Annotated in this window: 20 protein-coding genes; 12 read left to right on the top strand and 8 right to left on the bottom strand. The window is 67.3% G+C overall.

Features of this window, described 5'->3' with window-relative positions; genetic code table 11:
• Positions 1–25 precede the first annotated feature (25 nt).
• Both AC3A57_RS15055 and AC3A57_RS15050 read left to right on the top strand, forming a co-directional pair.
• Positions 26–544, top strand: a complete 519-nt coding sequence (locus AC3A57_RS15055) for a hypothetical protein (RefSeq protein WP_487579654.1) — start codon at positions 26–28, stop codon at positions 542–544.
• A 185-nt stretch (positions 545–729) separates the two neighbouring features.
• Positions 730–4542, top strand: coding sequence for a hypothetical protein (locus AC3A57_RS15050; RefSeq protein WP_487579653.1), 3813 nt, complete (start codon positions 730–732; stop codon positions 4540–4542).
• Between the two features lie 54 nt (positions 4543–4596).
• Here AC3A57_RS15050 and AC3A57_RS15045 read toward each other — a convergent pair whose 3' ends face one another.
• From AC3A57_RS15045 to AC3A57_RS15010, 8 genes are all read right to left on the bottom strand, one after another.
• The gene (locus AC3A57_RS15045) at positions 4597–5274 is read right to left on the bottom strand and encodes a hypothetical protein (protein ID WP_487579652.1); all 678 of its coding nucleotides are present in this window, start codon (positions 5272–5274) and stop codon (positions 4597–4599) included.
• Between the two features lie 70 nt (positions 5275–5344).
• Complete coding sequence (locus AC3A57_RS15040) at positions 5345–6106, bottom strand: hypothetical protein (RefSeq protein ID WP_487579651.1); 762 nt, start codon at positions 6104–6106, stop codon at positions 5345–5347.
• A 358-nt stretch (positions 6107–6464) separates the two neighbouring features.
• A complete protein-coding gene (gene sctT / locus AC3A57_RS15035) occupies positions 6465–7250 on the bottom strand; it encodes a type III secretion system export apparatus subunit SctT (RefSeq protein WP_487579650.1) in 786 nt (261 codons plus the stop codon).
• 13 nt (positions 7251–7263) lie between these two features.
• Positions 7264–7530 carry a type III secretion system export apparatus subunit SctS gene (gene sctS / locus AC3A57_RS15030; RefSeq protein ID WP_064748015.1) on the bottom strand — a complete coding sequence of 89 codons (267 nt, stop codon included), beginning with the start codon at positions 7528–7530 and terminating at the stop codon, positions 7264–7266.
• 134 nt (positions 7531–7664) lie between these two features.
• Positions 7665–8597: a hypothetical protein gene (locus tag AC3A57_RS15025; RefSeq protein WP_487579649.1), complete on the bottom strand. Its 933-nt coding sequence runs from the start codon at positions 8595–8597 to the stop codon at positions 7665–7667.
• A gap of 3 nt (positions 8598–8600) precedes the next feature.
• On the bottom strand, positions 8601–9677 hold the full coding sequence (gene sctQ / locus AC3A57_RS15020) for a type III secretion system cytoplasmic ring protein SctQ (RefSeq protein ID WP_487579648.1): 1077 nt from the start codon (positions 9675–9677) through the stop codon (positions 8601–8603).
• A complete protein-coding gene (locus tag AC3A57_RS15015; RefSeq protein ID WP_487579647.1) occupies positions 9670–10275 on the bottom strand; it encodes a response regulator transcription factor in 606 nt (201 codons plus the stop codon). The genes sctQ and AC3A57_RS15015 overlap by 8 nt, the downstream gene beginning before the upstream one ends.
• A 237-nt stretch (positions 10276–10512) precedes the next feature.
• Positions 10513–11595: a sensor histidine kinase gene (locus AC3A57_RS15010; RefSeq protein ID WP_487579646.1), complete on the bottom strand. Its 1083-nt coding sequence runs from the start codon at positions 11593–11595 to the stop codon at positions 10513–10515.
• Positions 11596–11733: 138 nt separating this feature from the next.
• Here AC3A57_RS15010 and AC3A57_RS15005 point away from each other — a divergent pair, with 138 nt between their 5' ends.
• From AC3A57_RS15005 to AC3A57_RS14960, 10 genes are all read left to right on the top strand, one after another.
• On the top strand, positions 11734–12186 hold the full coding sequence (locus AC3A57_RS15005; protein ID WP_487579645.1) for a flagellar biosynthetic protein FliO: 453 nt from the start codon (positions 11734–11736) through the stop codon (positions 12184–12186).
• Positions 12187–12579: 393 nt separating this feature from the next.
• Entirely contained in the window at positions 12580–14643 is a 2064-nt protein-coding gene (locus AC3A57_RS15000; RefSeq protein WP_487579644.1) for an FHIPEP family type III secretion protein, read from the top strand.
• Positions 14644–14782: 139 nt separating this feature from the next.
• A complete protein-coding gene (gene sctD / locus AC3A57_RS14995; protein ID WP_487579643.1) occupies positions 14783–16141 on the top strand; it encodes a type III secretion system inner membrane ring subunit SctD in 1359 nt (452 codons plus the stop codon).
• A gap of 124 nt (positions 16142–16265) precedes the next feature.
• Positions 16266–16619 carry a hypothetical protein gene (locus tag AC3A57_RS14990; RefSeq protein ID WP_487579642.1) on the top strand — a complete coding sequence of 118 codons (354 nt, stop codon included), beginning with the start codon at positions 16266–16268 and terminating at the stop codon, positions 16617–16619.
• A gap of 161 nt (positions 16620–16780) precedes the next feature.
• Positions 16781–17191 (top strand): EscF/YscF/HrpA family type III secretion system needle major subunit, encoded by a 411-nt coding sequence (locus tag AC3A57_RS14985; protein ID WP_221670882.1) that lies wholly within the window; start codon positions 16781–16783, stop codon positions 17189–17191.
• Positions 17192–17213: 22 nt separating this feature from the next.
• Positions 17214–18008: a type III secretion system inner membrane ring lipoprotein SctJ gene (gene sctJ / locus AC3A57_RS14980; RefSeq protein ID WP_487579641.1), complete on the top strand. Its 795-nt coding sequence runs from the start codon at positions 17214–17216 to the stop codon at positions 18006–18008.
• Entirely contained in the window at positions 18005–18649 is a 645-nt protein-coding gene (locus tag AC3A57_RS14975) for a hypothetical protein (protein WP_221670884.1), read from the top strand. The genes sctJ and AC3A57_RS14975 overlap by 4 nt, the downstream gene beginning before the upstream one ends.
• 29 nt (positions 18650–18678) lie before the next feature.
• Complete coding sequence (locus AC3A57_RS14970; RefSeq protein WP_221670885.1) at positions 18679–19422, top strand: FliH/SctL family protein; 744 nt, start codon at positions 18679–18681, stop codon at positions 19420–19422.
• A gap of 40 nt (positions 19423–19462) precedes the next feature.
• The gene (locus tag AC3A57_RS14965; RefSeq protein WP_487579640.1) at positions 19463–20818 is read left to right on the top strand and encodes a FliI/YscN family ATPase; all 1356 of its coding nucleotides are present in this window, start codon (positions 19463–19465) and stop codon (positions 20816–20818) included.
• Positions 20815–21306, top strand: coding sequence for a hypothetical protein (locus tag AC3A57_RS14960; RefSeq protein ID WP_487579639.1), 492 nt, complete (start codon positions 20815–20817; stop codon positions 21304–21306). Before AC3A57_RS14965 ends, AC3A57_RS14960 begins: the two co-directional genes overlap by 4 nt.
• Positions 21307–21311 lie beyond the last annotated feature (5 nt).

Below are 21311 nucleotides of genomic sequence, written 5' to 3'. Positions count from 1 at the left end.
GCCCATTTCTCTAAGGACGGACGTCATGTTCACGCTGCTCAAGCTCATCAGGCTGGCAATCACGGCGATTTGCGCGCTGCTTCTCTTCATTAGCTTTCGCGATGACGACATCATCGGCTTGATTATGAGCGTTTCGATCGCAGGCTTCGTTCTGGCGGTCGTGTGGCTGGTGCCTCTGCCGTTCCGCCACCACCCGCCCAAGTTGCCCGGTCAATTTGCAGGCGGCTTCACCCCTACCGCCGCGCACGACAACATCGCGATCGATGCGAACATGGAATTGCTGTGGATCCGCGACCCTCTTCGCGGTGAACGCTACTTCCACCGCTCGGACATCCTCGTAGCCAGGGCTAACTACGACTGGCGCAATGGCACCTTCCGGCAGCGTATCGAACTGCAGGTCAACGATACCGCCTACCCGCAGTATTCGGTGCTCTTTGAGCGGCATTCGGACACTTGGATCAAGACCAGCAAGCTCAACGGCCAAGAGCGCGACGAATGGTTCGATCGGATCAGGGCTTGGACCGGACTGGTCACCGTAAGGTAGGCCCGACGGCGGCAGATGACCGATTGGCGCGTAACCCAATTTTCTGAGCGCCATCAGGGTCCGTTTGGCTCCGCAGGTCATAGAAGGGCCCGTGCAATACGCTCTCGCTCTGGGCATTTTGGGAAAGATCGTCCAAGGGAAGCGTGTCGGTTGGAGACTACGCGTCACCTTGCGACAATCGCCCCATGCACCCCCTCTTCCATATCCAGCCCGATCACATCCGAGCCTTGGACGACGGGCAGGCCAGGGAACTCCTGGCTCGTCTGTGCCGCTCCCATGTCCATCGAGCAGGCCTCGACCCGGCTGCCGTGTTCTGGGGCGGCAACCAGCGGGCAAACGACGGCGGGGTCGATGTGCGGGTCGAAAGCCACCCGGCCTGCGACCTGAGCGCCCCCCTGGGCCGCAGCGTAGCCATCGTCCAGGTCAAAGCCGAACCCTTTGAGCGAGCCAAGATTGGTCCGGAGATGGCGCCCAAGCCCAAGCGTGTCATCCGGCCATCGATTGCTGCGCTGGCGAAGGATGGTGGCCTGTATGTCATCGCCTCTACTCGCGACGATCCCGCAGACCCGAGGCGAGCCGATCGCGTCGCAGCCATGGAAAAAGTGCTCGATAAGCACCGCTTGGCGGGCAAGATCAAGGTCGATTTCCTTGGCGTGCGACAGATCGCCGATTGGGTCGAGGAATTTCCCTCGCTCGCGATCTGGGTTCGTGAGCATATTGGCAAGCCCGTCCTGGGATGGAACGGTTATGGGCCTTGGGCTTACAAGGAAACCAACCAGGAGGCTGAGTTCGTCGTAGGCGAGGAGCCGCGGGTCTTCGGGCCAGGGGCTACCGATGGAATGACTGACCTCCAAGCCATTGAGGCGATCCGGCGCGATCTAGCGGCAGGTGGCACGGTGCGCCTGGTGGGCTTGTCGGGCGTGGGTAAGACCCGACTGGCACAGGCCCTGTTCGACCCTCGCATCAAAACTGAATCGCCAGCCCTCTCTCAGGACTGGGCGATCTATACCGATATCTCGAATAGCCCTGATCCGTCACCAGAGGCGATGATCGAGGCGCTCTCGGGCTCTAGCGCTCCGTCGATCCTGATCGTGGACAACTGCGGGCAGAAGTCGCATGCGGCCCTTGTCGAGCGTAAGGCCAAGACCGCCAAAACGATCGGTCTGCTCACCATTGAATACGACATCCAGGACGATCTCCCCGAGGACACGGTGTTCTATCGGCTGGAAGGCGCGTCTGACGAAACCATGTCGGCGCTCTTGCGCGCACGCTATCAGCACTTGTCGTTGAACGATGTGCATACGGTCATTGCCGCAAGCGACGGCAACTCTCGCCTCGCCTTCGCACTAGCCTCCACCTCCAAATACACCGATGACCTGTCTTCCCTGAAAGATGGCGAGCTGTTCCGACGCCTTTTCGAGCAGAGCCAGGGCGCTGGCGACGAACTATTGCGCTGCGCCAAGGCTGCGAGCCTGATCTATTCTTTTGATGGTGAGGACATGTCGCCCACCTCCGAGATGGCCGTCCTAGCCGCGTTCGCAGGCACCACGGTCGCCGAGTTCCGGCGCAACATGGTCGACCTCAAGCGACGGGGCTTGCTCCAGGAGCGCGGGAAATGGCGTGCGCTGCTACCCCATGCGGTTTCAAACCGACTGGCGGCGCTGGCTTTGGAAGAACAGCTGGCATCGGAAATCGAGGAGCGGCTCTTCACGCATGCGCCAGAGCGCGTGCGTTCCTCGTTCGCACATCGCTTGAGCTTTCTTCACGCCTCGCCAGCTGCCAAAACCCTGGTGTCAGGCTTGATAGACGGCACAGGCTCCGTCTCGGACATCAGCCGCTTTACCGCCAAGGACTTGCCGATCTTCCTGCGCTTGGCTGCGGTTGCCCCGGAGCACGCGCTGGCTGCCGCTGAACGCTATGCGGCAGGCGGGGATCTTGGCAAGCTGCACGAGTTCGAGATCGAAAAGATCACGCAACTTATGCAGTCCATTGCCTATGACGCGAACCTTTTTGATCGGTGCGTTGGGGTATTGCTCACCTTGCTGCCCCTTCAGCCCACAGTTCGAAATACTAGAGAAAAGAAGCTGGAGCAGCTGAGAGAACTCTTCCAGCCCTACTACTCGGGCACGCTAGCCACCGGTGTGCAGCGCGCGCCGCATATCAAGCGTTTGCTGGCATCCGGCGCTCCTGAAGAAGTAGAAATTGGGCTCGCGCTGCTTAAGGAAGCTTTGAAGGTGCGGGACTTCCGCTATACCTCAACCTTCCAGTTCGGCGCGCGCAAGCGCAGCGTGGGCTGGTGGCCTAAAGACATCGAGGACTATCGAGCCTGGTATCTGCTCTTCATCGGTATCGCCGAGGAGCACGCGTTCCGTCATGACGCGATCGGCCGCCAGGTTCGGGTCATGCTCGGGCGCGGTGTCTTCGGATACATTCGAGATCCAGTGCTTTCGGTCCGGATCCAGGCGCTGGCCCCTCGCCTGATCGATTGCGACGACTGGCTGCCTGCTCTGAAGAGCATCAATGAGCTGTTGCGGCAGAAAGACCTGGAACCCGATCTCAGAGAACAAGTAACTTCGTTCAAAGACCTGATCTCGCCCAAAGCGCTGCGGGCAAAAATCCATGCCGTCATCTCGATGCGCGATGCCATTGACGACGAGGAAGATGACGACGACATTCTGGATGCCGAGGAGCGCGCTGCTGCGAGAGGTGAGCGCCTTGGCCGTGAACTAGCGGCGGACACGATTTTACTCCAGGAAATGATCCCAGGGCTGCTTAGCGTTGACGCCAAGAACTACACCATGGCGGTTGGGCGCGGAGTTGCCATGGCCACGCCTGACCCGGCTCCCCTCATGAGCGATATACGCGCCCATGCTCTTGCTTCTACAAACCTTGAACAGCTCAATCCCACTTTTGTATTCGGACTGATTTCCGGATGGGGTGAGCGTGACTTAGAAGCAACCAGCGCGCTACTGAATGGCATGCTCGACGACGAGGCTCTAGGGGGTTGGCTACCCACGCTCCAATTGGCCATTCCCATGACCAGCGAGGGAGCGCAACGTATCCGCCGGGCTTTGGCGATCGGAAGAGCGCCGCTGTGGCGCTATCGCGACCTCATGTTTGGCGGAAGGCTGATGCCTATCTCCGTCGATGAAATTCGCCCGCTTCTGGATGACATTGCCTCAAAAGGACTTGAGGGAGTGCATGTCGCCCTAGACATCCTTCATATGGTGATCTTCAGCGCCAAGGAGCGTGAACCGTCGGAGCAGGCCGCATTGGGGCGCTACTGCCAGGAACTGCTGGCACGCGTAGATTGGCCTCGCCTCGAACATGGCCAGGAGCGCGTCGACTTCGAGATTGAAAATCTAATCAAGTTCGCCACCAAACACTCGGCAACCTTTCAGGTTATTCAGCCCGTGCTCGCACGGGCCGTGGAGGCGAGGACCCTTCACTCCCGCTACTTGCCCAGCACGACCGGCAACTTCTTGGCGCCCATTATCCGAGGCTATCCCCAGGATGCCCTCACCTATCTGTTCAATCTGGAAGATCCCCAGCGTCGCCACGCCATGAGCGATCTAGTCTTGGAGGAGAGCTCGATCAGCAAGGACGGGGATACTTTCTCCGCAGTCTCCGACGACCTCCTTGTAGCTTGGTGTGCAGAAGACCCGGGCACCCGGATCCTGTTTGCCGCCCGCATCTGTCAGCTCACGGAAGCGACAGACGATGGCCCGTCTATTGCCCGGCGTCTATTCGAGCTTGCTCCGGACAAGAGCGCATTCCTTCTGGAATTCGCGGGGCGAGGCTTGACCGCCGGCAGCTCAGAGCGGGAGATGCCCATCCTGCGCAAGGTGCTGGCCCTTACTTTTTCCTTGCCAACTGCGGACGGATCGCCGGAACGTCAGGCCCAAGAAGAAGCTATCGAGCGGATCAAAGATCGGATCAGCGTGTGGGATCGAATGATTGGCCAAATGAGCCGAGACCGGGATGAATCATTCGAGTAGATGACGCTCGAACGCGGTTCCCGCCTCGGTGGGCGTGGAAACCGATTAGCGCACTCACGATTTTCCTGCAGCTCCCAGCTTCGGCCCCTCCGCCTGCAAACGGCTCCTTAGCTCGTCGTTTACTGCGTTTCCGATCGCCAGTATCAATACTTCTTGACGCTGGTATTCATCGATCAATGTTGCACGCACCCACTTCGGGGGATAGCCAATGCCATTGAAGGTGAAGGCATCGAAAGGCAGGCCGTGTTGGACAGCTTCTGTTTCGTGGCTAACCGCATAGGACACTTCGATGATCGAGCGGTGCTTGGAATGGTTGTTCAACGCGGCCAAGTAAATAAAGCCAGGATCATCCAGCAATGTGGCTAGTCCGTCTTTGATGGGCCCCGCGGCCAGCTTCTTGCCTACCTTGGCCCAGACGATGTTTCGCTCGTCTTTGATGGGCGCGGTCGGATCCAGGTTTATACCTAGGGCGTAGTAAGCGAAGTGGACGACGTTATCAGCGACGGCGTGCATGCTCTGAACACAGGCGACCGTATGCGCATAGGCCTGAAATCGTGCCGTGTCAAACTGTTGCTCATCCGTGTCGAATGCGCACAAGAAGACGGCTGTCAGCTCGAAGTCCTGCCGTCCCTGCAAGGCACTCTCCATCAAGGATTTGGCCTGATTGAAGTGATAACGGCTGAATTCGCGACGGTCGCCAATGGTCCGCAGGCACTCGTTTACGGTGCGCAACTGGCTATCCCCAAACAGTTGCCTTACATACCCTCGAAGCTCTTCATCGGGCCATCCTCAAGTGAAGAGACTAACGCGCAAATAAGCGGTCAACCTCAGTGCGCTCCTCCGCAGAGTAAGACTTGCCCAAATACTTGCCAGAGTAGTCCATGGCGCCAGCCAAAAAACGGTGAGCGACCGGGCTGCAGCCTTCAAGGGCGGTATCGAGATAGACACAAAAGGCGAAGCCGGCTTGGGCCGCCAGCATGCCCATTTCCTCCAGCACAGCGCGTAACGCGGTGGCGTCCGAAAATGGTCCCATATGGGCGTTCATGCCCTGGGGGCGCAGCATGGCGAAGCCATCGATCGTTGGGTGGCCCGCCAGCGTGGAGAATTTAATGTAAATCTCTTCGCGGCGGCTCTTACCTAATCCAGCGTGGTCGTCGAGGACCTTACGCATGGCCGCCGGACCAAATTCCAGCTTAAGCGTGCGCCGGTCCGCTTTGCGCCATTTTGCGATGAGCGAGCGGTCCGCGTGAAAGGCATTGACTAGGTTGGTCGTCTCGATGACGTCGCGCAGGATGAGCGTAGCGGCCTGGTAGTAGCCAGAAGCCATGAGCTTCCATGCGGTCGCAAAGCCATTGAATACTCTGATTGCTAGATGGCTGATGGCGCGCTCGTCGTCGTCGGCCTGATAGTGCTGGCGGAGCTTGTCCATGACATCCATGGCTCGCTCAGCGATATCCAACTGGTCAGCCAAGTCCGGTGCCGCCGCGATCAAATGCAGCGCGCGCTGATGCAACTCTTCTTCGCCCTGATGTAGCAAAAGCAGATTGGAAGGGATGCTTGCCACGGTCTAAGCCCTTGTATGGCCTAAATTCTTCATCAGAAAGTGCGCCGGGCGTCCCAGGTCGCCAGTGTGCCTTTGAAGTATAGCGGCGGACCTGATGTGACTTGTAGAGCGATACCCATCCACGCGTAGGCAGGCGCTAGTTAATAGTTGTAAATATCTGTTGGAATGAAGCGCCGCTGACCAATACAGATCGAGGACAGAGCGTTTTTCAAAGGGGGGAACAGCAAAGCAAAGGGGGGAACAGCAAAGGCTCAAGGGGGCAGAGGCTTGCGAAGGGGCGTGCGGCTGCACGCTCCGCCGAATCCCGAATCCCGAATCCCGAATCCCGAATCCCGAACCCGAGTCCCGAATCCCAGCCTCAGCCGCCGAACACGCGATTCAGCGCATCCAGCAAGCCGCGGTTGTCGGCCAGGCGATCCAGCACGATCTCGACGTAGACGCCGAGCATCAGCAGGATGATCCAGGTCGCCAGCCAGGCCTTGATCGGCATGGTGATGGTGAAGACGTTGAGCTGCGGGGCGAAGCGGTTGACCAGGCCGAACGACAGGTCGATCAGCAGCAGCACCACCATCGCCGGCGCGGCCAGCACCAGCAGGGCGGTCATCAGATAGCTGAACTGACCGACGAACAACTCCATGCCGACCGCGTGCAGGGTCGGGAAGTAGGTGGTCACCGGCCACATCGCGTAGCTCGACAGCAGCAGGTCGAGGAACACCAGGAAGGCGCCGCTGGCCATGAACAGCCAGGCCGCGAACTGCGACAGGAAGCTGCCGTGCAGCGAGGCCTGGTGACCCTGGATCGGGTCGAACACCTGCGCCAGGGTCATGCCGACCTGGGTGTCGATGATGTTGCCGGCGGCGCTGATCGCCCAGAACACCATGCCGAAGCAGAAGCCGATCGCGACCCCGATGAACAGCTCCTTGAGGATGATCGGCGCCCAGGCGAAGGTGCCCAGGGTATTGAGCGGCACGCCGTTCATCGCCACCGGAATGGCGATGATCGCCAGGCTGACCATGAAGCTGTTGCGCACCAGCGGCGGCATGTTCTCCGAGGTCAGCAGCGGCAACATCATGAACGCGCCGATCACCCGCGGCAGCACCAGCCCGAGCGCGAGCAGGACGTTGCCGACCGAATCGAAATTCATCGCCTGCCGCGCCTCAGTGCCGGACCAGGCCCGGGAAGTCGATGAAGATGCGGTCGGCGAAGGTGTACAGGGTGCCGCCGATCATCGACGCGGTGACGAACAAGGTCACCACGATCACCGCGAACTTGATCGCGTAGGCGAAGGTCTGCTCCTGCAACTGGGTCGCGGCCTGGATGAAGGCCACCACCAGGCCCACCACGGCCGCGGCCACCACCGGCGGACCCGACAACAGCAGGGTCAGCCACAGGGCCTGTTTGGTGAGTTCTAGCATGTCACCCATGGTTCGGGACTCGGGGTTCGGGACTCGGGACTCGGAGGCCGGGGACGCGCGGGACTGGGGATGAAACCGACAAGCGCGGCGCCGCCGCTCTTGCGAGTCCCCAGTCCCGAATCCCGAGTCCCGGCTGGGTGCGCTCACCCGCCATAGGTGAGCACCAGGCCATGCACCAGCTTGGCCCAGCCGCCGATCAGCACGAACAGCAGCAGCTTGAACGGCAGCGAGACGGTGGTCGGGGACAGCATCATCATGCCCAGCGAGAGCAGGATGTTGGACACCACCAGGTCGATGATCAGGAACGGCAGGAAGATCAGGAAGCCGATCTGGAACGCGGCGGTGAGCTCGCTGACGGTGAAGGCCGGGATCACCACGATGAAGTCGTTGACCGAGATGTCGCTGCGCGCGGCCGGCGGCAGCAGGCGCTGGGCGCTGCGCAGGAAGAACGCGCGCTCGGCGTCGCTGGAGTGCTTGATCAGGAACTTGCGCAGCGGTTCCTTGCCGGCGTCCATCAGCGCCAGCAGGCGCGCGGTGTCCATCTTGCCGCCGGAGCTGAGCAGGGCCGAGGGCGGCTTGCTCGCGCCGGCGGCCGCGGCCGGAGCGGCAGGCGGCGCGGCGACCGGGGTGGCGGTGGTGCTGAAGCCGACGCTGGTGTTGGCGGCCAGCGCGCCCGGCGCGGTTGCGCCCGGCGCGGCCGCGCTGGCCGGTGCGGCCGCGGGCGCTGCGCCGGCGGGGGCGGCTGCGGTCGGCGCTGCAGTCGCCGCGGGCGGCGCGCCGGTGCCCGGCGGCTGGCCCTGGGTCGCGCTCGCCGCCGGCTGGCCGCTGATGCGCGCGTTGATCGCGTCGTGGGTTTCCAGGATCACCGGATACATCACGTAGATCGACAGCACGATCGCCAGGCCGTTGATGACCACGTTCGGCGGCACCTGCTGCAGGCCCAGCGCGTTGCGCAGCAGGCTCAGCACGACCACGATCTTGGTGAACGAGGTCACCATGACCGCGACGAACGGGGCCAGCGCCAGGCTGACCACCGTCACCAGCACCAGCGCCGGCGAGAACGAACTGAAATCCATCGGTCAGCTCCAGCCGATCAGCCGCACGCCCAGGGTGTCGCCGACCGCGACGATCTCGCCGCGCCCGGCGTCGCGGCCGTTGGCGCGGATCACCACGTTCGCGCCTTCCAGCCGCGAGGGCAGGGCGAACACGTAGCCGGGCTGGAAGCCCGACAGCTCCTGGTATTTGCATTCCAGCCGGCCGAGGTCGAAGTCGAGCCGGACCGGCACGTCGGGCGCAGTGGGTTCCGCGGACTCGGGGGCGGCGGACTCGGTGTCGGACATCGCGGAAGTCTCCTGGTGCGTGGCAAGGGTCAAGGGCGGGCCGTCGATGCGCCAGCCGTCGGCGTTCGCGCTCACCGGCCAGGCGTAGCCGGGCACGTGCGCCTGCACCGGCGGCGGGCGCTGGGCGTTGCCGATCACCAGCACGTCGCCCGGACGCAACTGGCGGAAATGGTCGTAGCGCAGCTGCGGGCCGTTCCAGCGCAGCGCGACCGGCACCGGCAGGTCGCCCCAGCGCGCCAGCGCGTTGGGGTCCTGGGCCGATTCGACGATGTCCGAGCGCGACAGCAACTGGCCGACCCAGTTCACCGGCAGGCGCAGGGTGCCGCGGCTGAGCAGGTGCTGGCCGGAGGGATCGGCGATCGCGAACGCCAGCCACAGCCCGTCGAGCTCGGCCTCGGCTTCGGCATGGGCGGCGCGAATCGGGTCGTTGTCGTCGGCGACCGGGATCAGCGCCACGTCGATGGCCTGGCTGAGCTTCATCAGCTGCGCCTCGTGGGCCAGGCTCCAGGCCAGCAGGCGCGAGCGGCCCTGGTAATCGCTCCAGTGCAGGCCGGTGTCGGCCTCCTGGCTCAGGCTGCTCTCGAAATGCAGCTTGATCCGCGCGCCGTCGCCTTCCAGGGTGAAGACCTCGCCGTGCACCGGCTGCGCCGGCACGAACTGCAGCCAGGCGCCGTCGCGGGTCGGCCAGCGCTGGCGCAGCGCGAACACGTCGCGCAGGGCTTCGGCCTGCCAGGGGTGCAGCGCCGGCAGGCGCCCGCGCACCGGCGCGGCGGCGGGATGCGCGGCGGGCGCGATCGCTTCGCTCGTCTCAACCATGTCCCAGCGCCACCTTCATCAGTTCGGGCAGCGAGCGTACCCCGAGTTTGTTCATCATGTTCGATCGATGCAGTTCCACGGTCTTGACGCTGATGCCGAGTACGTCGGCGATGATCTTGTTCGGCTTGCTCGCCACCACCAGGTCCATGACCTGGCGCTCGCGCGGGCTGAGCCGGGACAGGCGGTCGTCGCCGCCGTCGGCGCCGGCGTGCTGGCGGGCGTGGGCCATCGCGGTGCGCAGCGCGTCGATCAGGGTGTCGTCGCTGAACGGCTTCTCGAGGAAGTTGGACGCGCCCTTGCGCATCGCCTCGACCGCCAGCGGCACGTCGCCGTGCGCGGTCACGAACACTAGCGGCAGGGCGATGCCGCGCCGGCGCAGCTCCTCCTGCAGCTGCAGCCCGCTCATCAGCGGCATGCGGATGTCGCTGACGATGCACTGCGCGCCGCCGCCGCCCTGGCGTTCGCCGGCGAAGCTCTCCAGGAACGCCGGGCCCGAAGGGTAGGCCAGCACTTCGAATCCGGCGGTTTCCAGCAGCCAGGCGGTCGACTCGCGGAAGCCGTCGTTGTCGTCGATCAGGTAGATCCGAGCTTCGGTCATGGGCGAATCCTCGCGCCCCGGCGGCGCGCGCGGCGCGCGCCCGCGCGCCCGGCGGAGCCGGCGGCGGGGACGAGCGGGGCGCGGGACGGGGTCATCGGCGTCATCGGCGGTGCGCGCATCCAGGCCGAGGCCGGTCCGGCGCGCGGAGCGGATCCGGGCGCGACGATATAACCCGACAGGCCGGGGCGGCGGTCGTGACCTTTGTCATGCCCGTAGCCGAAGGCGCAACCCAGGCCATCAATTGCGGGCCTCGTAGCGCGGCAGGGTGAAGCCGAACACGCTGCCGCCGCCTTCGCGCGGTTCGAAGAACAGCCGGCCCTGGTGGTACTCGACGATCGAGCGGCAGATCGCCAGGCCGATGCCCAGGCCGTCGGTCTTGGTGGTGAAGAACGGCGAGAACAGCTGGTCCTGCTCGGCCGGGCTGAGCCCGGCGCCGCGGTCGGACACCCGCACCTCGACCTGGTCGTCGAGGTTCATGCGCGCGTCGATGCGCAGCTCGCGCTGCGCGGTCGGGATGTCGCGCATCGCCTCGATCGCGTTCTTGACCAGGTTCAGCAGCACCTGCTCGATCATCACCCGGTCGGCGAACACCGGCGCCAGCTGCGCCGGCAGGCCCAGGTCGATGCGCAACTGCAGGCGCTCGGCCTCCAGCCGCAGCAGCTCGAGCACGGTCGCGGCGATCTGGCCCAGATCGTGGGCGTCGCGGCGCGGCTCGCGCGCGCGCACGAATTCGCGCACCCGCGCGATCACCGCGCTGGCGTGCTCGGCCTGGGTGCGCGCGGCCTGCAGGGCGCGCTCGACCTGGACCGGGCCGCCGGCCTGCTCGACCAGGCGCAGACTGCCGTTCAAGTAATTCATGATCGCCGCGAGCGGCTGGTTCAACTCGTGCGCCAGGGTCGCGGCCATCTCGCCGACCGACATCAGGCGCGAGGTGAACAGAAGTTTCTCCTGGCGGGTCTTGTGCGAGTCCAGGGTCTCGATGCGTTCGCTGATGTCGATCGCGGTCAGCACCTGCGCCGGCGCGCCCTGGTGCTCGGCGCGGCCCCAGTGCAGGGCGTACCAGCGGCCGCTGTGCGGCGCGCGCACCTCGCGCGCGGCCTCGTCCTCGCCGCCGCCATGCAGGCGCGCGAGCAGGGCCTCGCGCCGGCCGTGCTCGGGCAATTCGCCGAACTCCTCGCGGTAGCGCGCATTGCCGGCGAGCAGGCCGCCGTCGGCGCCGAACAGGGCGCAGGCGAACGGCACCGCTTCGAGCAGGCCGGCCTGGGCCGGTGCGGACGGCGCGGCGCGCGGGCCGGTGGATTGGAAGGAAGTCGTGACCATGCTCACATCATTGTCCCGGGCCGGCGCTGCGCGGCGTGAAACGCGACGAAGGTGGCGGCGGCGCTGCGGGCTGCTACGGTATGGCGCCGCGGCGACGTCGGCCGCGCATTCCCTGTTCCGGTTCCGTCCCGACTCGTCATGCCCATCCCTTTCCTGTCGCGCCCGCTGCTACGCCTTTGCATCGCCCTGGCCGTCTGGCCGTTGCCGGCCGCGGCGGCGCCTGCCGCCAAACCCGCGAGCCCTGCCGAACCGCCGTCGTTCTTCTTCGAACTGCTGTCGATCATGCTGCCAGTGGCGGTGGTCCTGGTCGGCCTGGTCGCGGTCCTGTACTACCTGCGCAAGCGCCATGGCCTGACCGCGCGCGATGCGCCGTTAACGATCCTGCAGGTGCTGCCGGTCGGCCCGCGCGAACGCATCGTGGTGCTGCGCACGCGCAGCGGCCGCGCCCTGGCGATCGGCGTCGGCGGGCAATCGCCGAACCTGATCGCCGAACTCGACCCCGCCGACATCGCTCCGGCGGCGGCCGATGCCGGACCAGCCCCGGATCGCAACGCGGAACAGGCCTCGTCCGGGGCCGAACCCGAATCGTGACCAACCGGACCCTACGTTAGTCGAACGCGGTGACGCAATTGCGCACGCGCTCACAAAAATAACCATGAATGCGCGCGAATGTAGCCGTACGTGAACAAGTCAGCGTGATTGTGCGCAAGTCGTACAAATCGCATCTCGTTCATACAAATGATGACAAACAGCACTTAGTATCGGCCGTCCGAACCGGGATCGTGTTGAGGACAGGCGCCATGCATGGGTGCTCAGGGATACGTGACAAAGCAGTGACTGCTTTCACCGTTCGAGACAGGGTCGACTTCCTTCCGATCGCCAGCCGCGGCCAGACCCCGCGGGCTGGCGCGTCCCCGTCTGCGCGCCCGCACGGCCCCGCCACGATCGTCGCCGTCTCCACCGCCAGGGTCCGGGGCTGACCGAATGCGCGCATTGCTGAGCTCGTTGATCGCCGCACCGCCCGGCACCCAGCCGCGTCGCCGCGCGGGCTACAGCGACGTGGTCCTGGCCGCGGCCGCGGTGACCATCATCGGGGTGATGATCCTGCCGCTGCCGCTGGCGATCATCGACACCCTGGTCGCGGTCAACATCGCGATCGGCTTCGGCCTGCTGCTGATCGCCCTGTACATCCCGACCCCGGTCGCGTTCTCCAGCTTTCCCAGCGTGCTGCTGCTGACCACGCTGTTCCGCCTGTCGCTGTCGATCGCGATCACCCGCTCGATCCTGCTCGAAGCCAACGGCGGCCACATCGTCGAGACCTTCGGCAGCCTGGTCGCCGGCGGCAACCTGGTGGTCGGCTTCGTGGTGTTCCTGATCATCACCGTGGTCCAGTTCATCGTCATCGCCAAGGGCGCCGAGCGCGTGGCCGAGGTCGCCGCGCGCTTCACCCTCGACGCCATGCCCGGCAAGCAGCTGTCGATCGACTCGGACCTGCGCGCCGGCCTGATCGACAAGGACGAGGCCAAGCGCAAGCGCCGCCTGCTGGAAGTGGAGAGCCAACTGCACGGCAGCCTCGACGGCGCGATGAAGTTCGTCAAGGGCGACGCCATCGCCGGCATCGTCATCATCATCATCAACCTGCTCGGCGGCCTGGCGATCGGCGTGCTGCAGAAGGGCATGCCGCTCAGCGACGCGACCCACACCTACAGCATCCTGACCATCGGCGACGGCCTGGTCTCGCAGATCCCGGCCATCCTCGCCACGATCGCCGCCGGCCTGGTGGTGACCCGCACCGCCGGCGACGAGGACGACCGCCACCTCGGCGAGTCGATCACCCGCCAGGTCTCCGGCCAGCCGCGCGTGCTGCTGATCACCGGCTGCCTGGCGTTCGGCATGGTGTTCGTGCCGGGCTTCCCCAAGCCGGTGTTCCTGTTGCTGTCGCTGGTGCTGCTCGGCATCGCCGCCTGGCGCTACCGCCATCACCACGCGGTGCTGCGGCGCGCGTTCAAGGTGCCCGAGGGCGAGCTCGCGCTCGACGAGAAGCCGGTCAACCAGGACGAAGTCGCGCCGCCGGCGCCGTTGCAGCTGGAGCTGTCGCCGTCGCTGGCGGCCGCGTTCGGCGAGACCGCCGCGCGCACCCGCCTGGTCGAAGTCGCGCGCCGGCTGCGCGATGAATACGGCGTGCCGCTGCCGGTGCCGAGCCTGCGCATCGCCGCCGAGCTGGACAACGGCGACGGCCTGGGCGGCTACCGCCTGACCGCGTTCGGCGCGCGCATCGCCTTCGGCCGGCTGTCGCCGAACGCGCAGTTCCGCCCGGCCCGCGCCGGTGACGCCAACGCGCCCAAGCTGGCCGGGTTCTTCCCGCCGCTGGCCGGCGAATGGACCGGCCAGACCGGCGGCGACATCCGCGACGGCCTGAGCACGGTGATCGAGCATTGCCGCGCGGCGCTGGAACGGCGCATGGGCAGCTTCATCGGCATCCAGGAAACCTCCAACCTGTTCGGGCGCATGCAGCGCGACTACCCCGACCTGGTCAAGGAAATGCTGCGCGTGGTCGCGCCGCAGCGGGTCGCCGACGTGCTGCGCCGGCTGGTCGAGGAGGGCGTGCCGATCCGCAACCTGCGCGACGCGTTCGAGGCGATCACCGACGTCGGCGGGCGCGAGAAGGACGTGGTCCTGCTGACCGAATACGTGCGGGTCGCGCTCAAGCGCGAAATCGCCGACCGCTACGCCGACGGCGAACGCACCATGCAGGTGCTGCTGATCCATCCCGAACTGGAGGATCGCCTGCGCCAGTCGGTGCGCGTCACCGGCGGCGCGACCCAGCTGGCGATCTCGCCCGAGCTGGCCGGCCGGCTCGGCGCCGAGGTGCGTTCGCACCTGGGCCGCCAGGCCGACGGGGTCAAGCCGGTGCTGCTGTGTTCACTGGACGTTCGCCGCCATCTGCGCAAGCTGCTGGAGATCGATTTCTTCGAACTGCCGGTGTTGTCCTACCAGGAACTCGCGCCCGACCTGCGGATCGTGCAGGCGGGCCAGGTCAACGCCTGACGGAGCCCCGACGATGCCCAGCCGTCCCCTCCAGCGCCGCGCAGCCCTCCGTGTCCATCTTCGGCCGGCAGTCCCGCGCGCCTCGCGCGTCCCGGCACGCTGCGCCGCCTGCGACGGCGGCGCCGAGTAGGAGTCCGCCATGTCTTCCCCCGACCCGAACACCGAACCCACCATCGACGCCGGCCGCGAGCCGCGCCCCGCCGCCGCGCCCGCGGTGAGCGTGCTGCGCATCGTCTCCGGCCTGCACGCCGGCGCCAGCCGGCCGTTGTCGGCGCAGGAAACCCTGTTGATCGGCAGTGGCAGCGACTGCGACATCGTCCTGTCCGACCCCGGCGTCGCTCCGCACCACGCGTTCATCATGCGCATGGGCGGGACGATCTCGCTGCGCGCGGTCGACGCGCCTTTGCAGATCGACGGCCAGTCCCTGACCCCGGGCGACCCGGCCGAACTCAGCGCGATGCAGCGCGTCGACCTGGGCGGCGCCTCGCTCGCGGTCGGCGCCGCCGAGGATCCGGCCTGGGCCGCGATCCTGCCGCAGCACCTCAGCGACGCCGCCCGCCCGCCGCGCTCGTCGATGCGCCATCTGCCGCTGATCGCCGGCCTGGCCGCGCTGTCGCTGGTGTCGGTGGCGATCGCCGCGGCGGTGATGCCGGGTTTCGAGAAGGAACCCACCGCGACCGAACTGGCCACCCCGCTGATCAAGGAGTTCTCGATCCTCGGCGGCCGGGTGGTCGAACACGAGGACGGCAGCGTGGTGGTGACCGGCACGGTCAAGGACGCCGCCACCCGCGAGATGATCCGCAAGCGCCTGGCCACCGACAACGTCGCCGCGCGCCTGGACCTGCGCACCGGCGACGACATCGCCGCCGACGTGCGCGAGGTGCTGCGCAGCCAGGGCCTGAGCACCGAAACCAAATACCTGGGCAACGGCGACGTCGAAGTCGCCGGCCGCTTCGAAGACGAAGAGGCGTTCCGGCGCGCGGTGGCCTCGCGCGCGATGCGCGACGTCAACGGCGTGCGCCGGGTGATCCCGCGCAATCTGTCCGACCAGCCCGCGGCCGGGCCGAGCCTGCCCGAGCCGGCCAAGAAGCCGATCAGCAGCGAGCCGACCCGGATCGTGCAGATCGTGCGCGGCGATTCGCCGCACGTGGTCGACGTCGACGGCAACAAGTACGAGGTCGGCGATACCCTGCCCGACGGCCGCAACCTGATGGGAATCGGGGTCAAGGTCTGGGCGATGAACAAGCTGAACAACCTGGCCGAGGAGATCAAGGCCAAGCCGCTGACCGCGGCCGAGCTGGCCGCCGCTGCGGCGCCCGCGAGCGAGGCCGCGGCCGCGCCGGCGCCGAGCGGCACCGCTGCTGCGCCCGCCGCTACGCCGGCGACGGCGTCGCCGGCCGCCGCCGCGAGCCCGGTTCAGGCGCCGCCTGCCAAGCCCGCCGCGGCTGCGGCCGCGGTCGCCGAAGCGCCGGCCAAGCCGGCCGCGACCCGGCGCTAGGGGAACCCAGGGTTTTCACTAGGTGGTTTCGCGACTCACGAACCGGTTTCATTAGGCTCGGCAACATCCATCCGTAGTTCCACGCCATTCAGCGGCCTCGCCGCACTCCGCAGGAGAGACGTCAATGAGCAACAACACGGTTAACCCCGCCAACGGCCTGGTGAACACGTTCATCGCCAACGCCAACAACTCCAACAACGTCAGCGTGTCGCGCGGCGGCGGCGGCGGTGCCGTCGGCGGCGGTGGCGGCGGCAGCTGGTACGAGGCCATGTCCAAGGCCTGGGGCGCCACCCTGGACTCGCAGGCCGCGCGCATCACCGACCTGTCCGGCCAGATCGGCGGCGGCAACGACCAGCCCTCGAGCATGGTCGCGCTGACCGCGGAAAGCCTGCGCATGCAGTTCATCTCCAACAACGCCGCCACCTCGCAGAACAGCGTCGGCGATTCGCTGAAGACGCTGGCCTCGCGCAGCGGCTGATATCGGCGCCTCGCGGCCCGACGTCGCCGCAGCCTGCCGGAACGGCACCCGGGTCCTCGGACCCGGGCGTCGGCGGTGGTGCGGGGCGGGCGACGGCTGCAGCGTCGAGCGTCGTTTCGTTTTTTGTTCGTTCGGACCCCACGTTTCAGGAGAACAGGGCCATGATCGAAGCCATTCAAGTCGCGGCTCCCGCCGCTCAGCCGGCCGCGGCCTCGCCGGCCCAGTCGCCGCAGGCCTCGGCGTACGACGTACGCGAGTTCGCCGCCGCGTTCGACCGCGGCGCCTCGCCGGCCGCGCAGGGCGGCAGCGCCCAGACCGCCGCGACCGGCGCCACCGAGCCCTCGCAGGGCACGCGCGCCGTGCTCGCCGCGCTCGACAACCTCAACGGCGGCGCCGACAAGATCGACGCCATGTCCAAGACCATGTCGGCCAACGCCGCGGACCTGACGCCGGGCGAGATGATCCAGATGACCATGCGCTGCCACCAGTTCATGTTCACCTCGCAGCTCACCTCGAACGTCGCCAATCGCACCTCGGACGGCATCCAGCAGCTGTTCCGTCAGCAGTCGTAATTCGTCATCCAACGGGGGATGCATGGGTAGGGCCTCAGGCTTCAACGCGGTACGAGTCGTGGCGGCCCTGCTGGCCTGCCTGCTGATGATCGGCTGCACGCGCACCACGCTGTACAGCCAGTTGGACGAGCAGCAGGCGAACGAACTGATGGCGGCGTTGCTGGACGCCGGCATCCCCGCCGAAAAGGACCCCTCGCCGAGCAAGACCGGCTGGGAGGTCATGGTCAATCGCGGCGACATTCCGTACGCGATGCAGGTGCTGAACTCGCGCGGCCTGCCGCGCGCCCAGTACCGCTCGCTCGGCGAGGTGTTCAAGAAGGAGGGCTTCGCCTCCTCCGCGCTGGAAGAAAAGGCGCGCTACCTCTACGGCCTGTCGCAGGAACTCTCGCGCACGCTTTCGCGCATCGACGGAGTGGTCGAGGCGCGCGTGCACATCGCCCTGCCGGACCGCGATCCGCTCGGCGGCAACGTCCAGGACTCTTCGGCTTCGGTGCTGGTGTTCGAGCGCCCGGGCCAGAGCCTGCGCGACCGCGAGACCGACATCAAAGTGTTCGTCAAGGACAGCGTCGAGGGTCTGGACGACGTCAACAAGGTGACGGTGAAGTTCTTCACCGTGACCGCGCCGCCCAAGGTGCATCAGAGCGGCGGGCCGTTCGCGGCCGTGCTCGGCTCGATCGACCTCAGCGCGGTCATCATCGGCGGCGCGGTGCTGGTGCTGCTGGCCATCGCCGCGTTCTTCCTGGCCCGCATGCGTTCGCGCTTCGGCGCCGCCGCCGAGCCGGTCAGCAACGCCCGCAGCGGGGTATGGAACGGATGAGCGCGACGGCGCTGAAGACGATCCTGGCCGAAGTCGATCCGAGCTGGATCGGCGTCGGCGAGGACGCGCTCGCGCCGGAACTGCTCGACCACGCGCGCGGCAGCGCGCTCGGCCGCCGCCTGGTCGCGCGCTGGCTCGCCGCCGACGCGCCGGCGCTGCTGGCGCCGCAACCCGGCGACGGTTTCGGCGCCGCCGCGCGGCGTTGGCCGCGCCAGCGCATGAACCGGCTGGTGCGCGACCTCGGCGCGCTCGCCTACGCGCCGGCGATCCGCTCCGAAGTCCGGCGCGAGCCGGTGCGCCGGCTCAAGCAGGCGCTGGACAACAGCTACCTGCTGGCGCTCGACAGCCTGGTCTGGGACGGCAAGGTCCAGGCTCAGCTCGGCGCCCAGCTCAGCGCCGAACTCGACGCGGCGCTGCGCGCCAGCGACGACGATCACCTGCTGTTCGACCTGCTCGACCGGCGCGGCCGCACCGAGTTGCGGCTGTGGGCCGAACGCCGCGACCCCGGCCTGGCCGACTGGTCGCGGCTGCTGCTGCCGCGCACCACCCATGAGGCCGCTTCCAATCTGCGCGGGCACCTGCCGCCGGAAGCGGTCGAACGACTCTACGCCCACCACGGCGCGCGTCCGCTGGCCGCCTGAGCCGCCGCGCGCCCCGTTCCGGAACCGCCATGCACGCCGACCCGCTCGCCTCCGTCGCCACGCCGTCCGCCGCTTCCGCCGCGGCGAGCGCCGCCGACGGCAGCGCCCGCCGGCTCCAGCCCGGCCGCGGCGGCGCGACCGTGGCGGTGTTCGAGCGGCGCCAGTTCGAACGCGCCGTCGCCGGCACCGTGGTGCCGGCCAGGCAGTGGAACGCGATCGCCGAACTCGACCAGATGCTGGCGCGGGTCAACGCGCTGTACGCCGAAGCCGGCGAAGAGATCAAGCAAGCCCGCGAGGCCGGCTATGCGGCCGGCTTCGCCGAAGGCCTGGCGCGCGCCCAGCAACAGATGGCGCAGCAGCTGGCCGACCTCAACGAACGCCGCGCGCGCGTGCTCGCCGACGCAGGCAGCCGGGTCACCGAGCTGGCCTGCGCGATCGTCTCGCGGATCTCGCCCGACTTCGACGCGCGCAGCGTGGTGCCGCCGCTGGTGATGCACGCGGTCGAGGCCGCCCAGGCCGAGCAGTTCCTGCTGATCCGGGTCCACCCCAGCGTGCGCGAGGAAGTCGCCAAGGGCCTGGGCCTGGTGCGCCAGGCGCACCCCGTGGTCGGGGTGATCGAGCTGGTCGACGACGAAAGCCTGGACAAGCTCAGCTGCGTGGTGGTCTCGGAAGTCGGCGAAGTGCGCGCCGGCGTGGCCCAGCAGATCGAGGCGATCCGCCTGGCCCTGTCGGGCGCCGAGTACGGCGCCGAGCACGCGGAGCCGGCGCCGTGAACGCCGCGCGCCGGCGCGGCCGCAACGCGCGGAGCGGGCGATGAGCAGCCTGCCGCGCCTAGTGCTGCAGCCGGCGCCCGCGCCGGTGTCGCAGCAGGATCCGCTGATCGCCGCGCTGGCGCGGGTGCCCAAGGTGGTGCGCGTGGGCAAGGTCGCCGAGGCCTACGGCACCATGATCCGCGCCACCGGGCTGAAGGCGATGATCGGCGAGCTGTGCGAGCTGCGCAGTCCGCGCGACCGCCAGTTCCGCCTCGCCGCCGAAGTGGTCGGCGTGTCGCGCCAGTACACCCTGCTGACTCCGCTCGGCCCGCTCGACGGCGTGGCTCACGACACCGAAGTCGTCGCCACCGGCCGCCAGGCCTCGGTGCGCTGCGGCGACGGCCTGCTCGGGCGCATTCTCGACGCCAACGGCGAGCCGCTCGATGGCCGCGGCGGCCTGGGCCCGACCGTGCAAGTGCCGATCTACGCCGCCTCGCCCAATCCGCTGGCGCGGCAGCTGATCGAGCGGCCGTTCGCCACCGGCGTGCGCGCGCTCGACACCCTCATCACCGCCGGCGTCGGCCAGCGCCTGGGCATCTTCGCCGTCGCCGGCGGCGGCAAGAGCACCTTGCTGGGCATGCTCGCGCGCGGCGGCGACGCCGACGTCAACGTGATCGCCCTGGTCGGCGAGCGCGGCCGCGAGGTCAACGAATTCATCCACGACAACCTCGGCGAAGCCGGGTTGCAGAAGTCGATCATCGTCGTCGCCACCTCCGACCGGCCGGCGCTGGAGCGCAGCCGCGCGGCCTGGGTCGCGACCGCCATCGCCGAGTACTTCCGCGACCGCGGCAAGCGGGTGATGCTGCTGGTCGACTCGGTGACCCGCTTCGCCCGCGCCCTGCGCGACGTCGGCCTGGCGATCGGCGAGCCGCCGGCGCGGCGCGGCTTCCCGCCGTCGGTGTTCAGCCAGATGCCGCGCCTGTTCGAGCGCGCCGGCAACAACGACAAGGGCAGCATCACCGCGTTCTACACCGTGCTGATGGAAGGCGAGGACGGCGACGACCCGGTGGCCGAGGAGGTGCGCTCGATCCTCGACGGCCACATCGTGCTGTCGCGCAAGCTCGCCGCGGCCTACCACTACCCGGCCATCGACGTGCTGGTCAGCCTCAGCCGCACCATGCCGCGGGTGGCCGACGAGGCCCACCAGCGCGCCGCCGGCCAATTGCGCAAGTACCTGGCCAAGCACCAGGACATCGAACTGCTGCTGCAGCTGGGCGAGTACAAGCGCGGCAGCGACCCGGAGGCCGACATCGCGATCGAGAAGATCGGCCCGATCCGCAAGCTGCTGCAGCAGCCGTCCGCCGACCTGGCCGACTACAAGCAGTCCATCGACGCCCTGCGCAGGTTGTTCGCATGAAGCGCTATCCCCTGCACACGCTGCTGCAACTGCGCGCGCACCGGGTCGAGACGGCGCGGATGCTGGTGCTCGAGCGCCAGCGCCAGGTGCAGGAGAAGCAAGACGCCTGCACCCGCATCCAGGGCGAGATCGACGCGATCCGCGACGAGCGCGCGGCGCAGCGCCTGCGGTTGATGGATCCGCCGCCGCCGGGCGTGCCCTGGCCGATGGCGATGTCGCAGCGCGAAGCGCATATCGACCACCTCGGCGAGCTCGGCGTCGCCGCCCAGCAGCGCCTGCAGGAAGCGCAGGGCAAGCTGCGCGAGGCCGAGGCGGCGCTGGACGAGTCGCGCAAGGCGTTCTTCCGCGCCAAGGCGCGGCTGGACGCGCTGGAAAAACGCAAGGACCTGTGGCGCAAGGAGCAGAACCTGCAGCACCAGCGCCGCGAGGAAGCCCTCACCGCCGATCTGATGATGGCCCAGCGCCAGCCTACGAACGGCCCCTTCTGAACCGA

The organism is Lysobacter sp. Soil_C_15 (assembly GCF_057657315.1).
Note: the sequence above shows the minus strand (reverse complement) of the source record. Positions and strands in the feature narration are given on the sequence as shown.

What these genes read in the sequence shown, in the direction of transcription:
- AC3A57_RS15055 (WP_487579654.1), top strand. Translation starts at nt 26, where the DNA reads ATGTTCACGCTGCTCAAGCTCATCAGGCTGGCAATCACGGCGATTTGC.
- AC3A57_RS15050 (WP_487579653.1), top strand. Translation starts at nt 730, where the DNA reads ATGCACCCCCTCTTCCATATCCAGCCCGATCACATCCGAGCCTTGGAC.
- sctT (WP_487579650.1), bottom strand. Translation starts at nt 7,250, where the DNA reads ATGAATTTCGATTCGGTCGGCAACGTCCTGCTCGCGCTCGGGCTGGTG.
- sctS (WP_064748015.1), bottom strand. Translation starts at nt 7,530, where the DNA reads ATGGGTGACATGCTAGAACTCACCAAACAGGCCCTGTGGCTGACCCTG.
- AC3A57_RS15025 (WP_487579649.1), bottom strand. Translation starts at nt 8,597, where the DNA reads ATGGATTTCAGTTCGTTCTCGCCGGCGCTGGTGCTGGTGACGGTGGTC.
- sctQ (WP_487579648.1), bottom strand. Translation starts at nt 9,677, where the DNA reads ATGGTTGAGACGAGCGAAGCGATCGCGCCCGCCGCGCATCCCGCCGCC.
- AC3A57_RS15015 (WP_487579647.1), bottom strand. Translation starts at nt 10,275, where the DNA reads ATGACCGAAGCTCGGATCTACCTGATCGACGACAACGACGGCTTCCGC.
- AC3A57_RS15010 (WP_487579646.1), bottom strand. Translation starts at nt 11,595, where the DNA reads ATGGTCACGACTTCCTTCCAATCCACCGGCCCGCGCGCCGCGCCGTCC.
- AC3A57_RS15005 (WP_487579645.1), top strand. Translation starts at nt 11,734, where the DNA reads ATGCCCATCCCTTTCCTGTCGCGCCCGCTGCTACGCCTTTGCATCGCC.
- AC3A57_RS15000 (WP_487579644.1), top strand. Translation starts at nt 12,580, where the DNA reads ATGCGCGCATTGCTGAGCTCGTTGATCGCCGCACCGCCCGGCACCCAG.
- sctD (WP_487579643.1), top strand. Translation starts at nt 14,783, where the DNA reads ATGTCTTCCCCCGACCCGAACACCGAACCCACCATCGACGCCGGCCGC.
- AC3A57_RS14990 (WP_487579642.1), top strand. Translation starts at nt 16,266, where the DNA reads ATGAGCAACAACACGGTTAACCCCGCCAACGGCCTGGTGAACACGTTC.
- AC3A57_RS14985 (WP_221670882.1), top strand. Translation starts at nt 16,781, where the DNA reads ATGATCGAAGCCATTCAAGTCGCGGCTCCCGCCGCTCAGCCGGCCGCG.
- sctJ (WP_487579641.1), top strand. Translation starts at nt 17,214, where the DNA reads ATGGGTAGGGCCTCAGGCTTCAACGCGGTACGAGTCGTGGCGGCCCTG.
- AC3A57_RS14975 (WP_221670884.1), top strand. Translation starts at nt 18,005, where the DNA reads ATGAGCGCGACGGCGCTGAAGACGATCCTGGCCGAAGTCGATCCGAGC.
- AC3A57_RS14970 (WP_221670885.1), top strand. Translation starts at nt 18,679, where the DNA reads ATGCACGCCGACCCGCTCGCCTCCGTCGCCACGCCGTCCGCCGCTTCC.
- AC3A57_RS14965 (WP_487579640.1), top strand. Translation starts at nt 19,463, where the DNA reads ATGAGCAGCCTGCCGCGCCTAGTGCTGCAGCCGGCGCCCGCGCCGGTG.
- AC3A57_RS14960 (WP_487579639.1), top strand. Translation starts at nt 20,815, where the DNA reads ATGAAGCGCTATCCCCTGCACACGCTGCTGCAACTGCGCGCGCACCGG.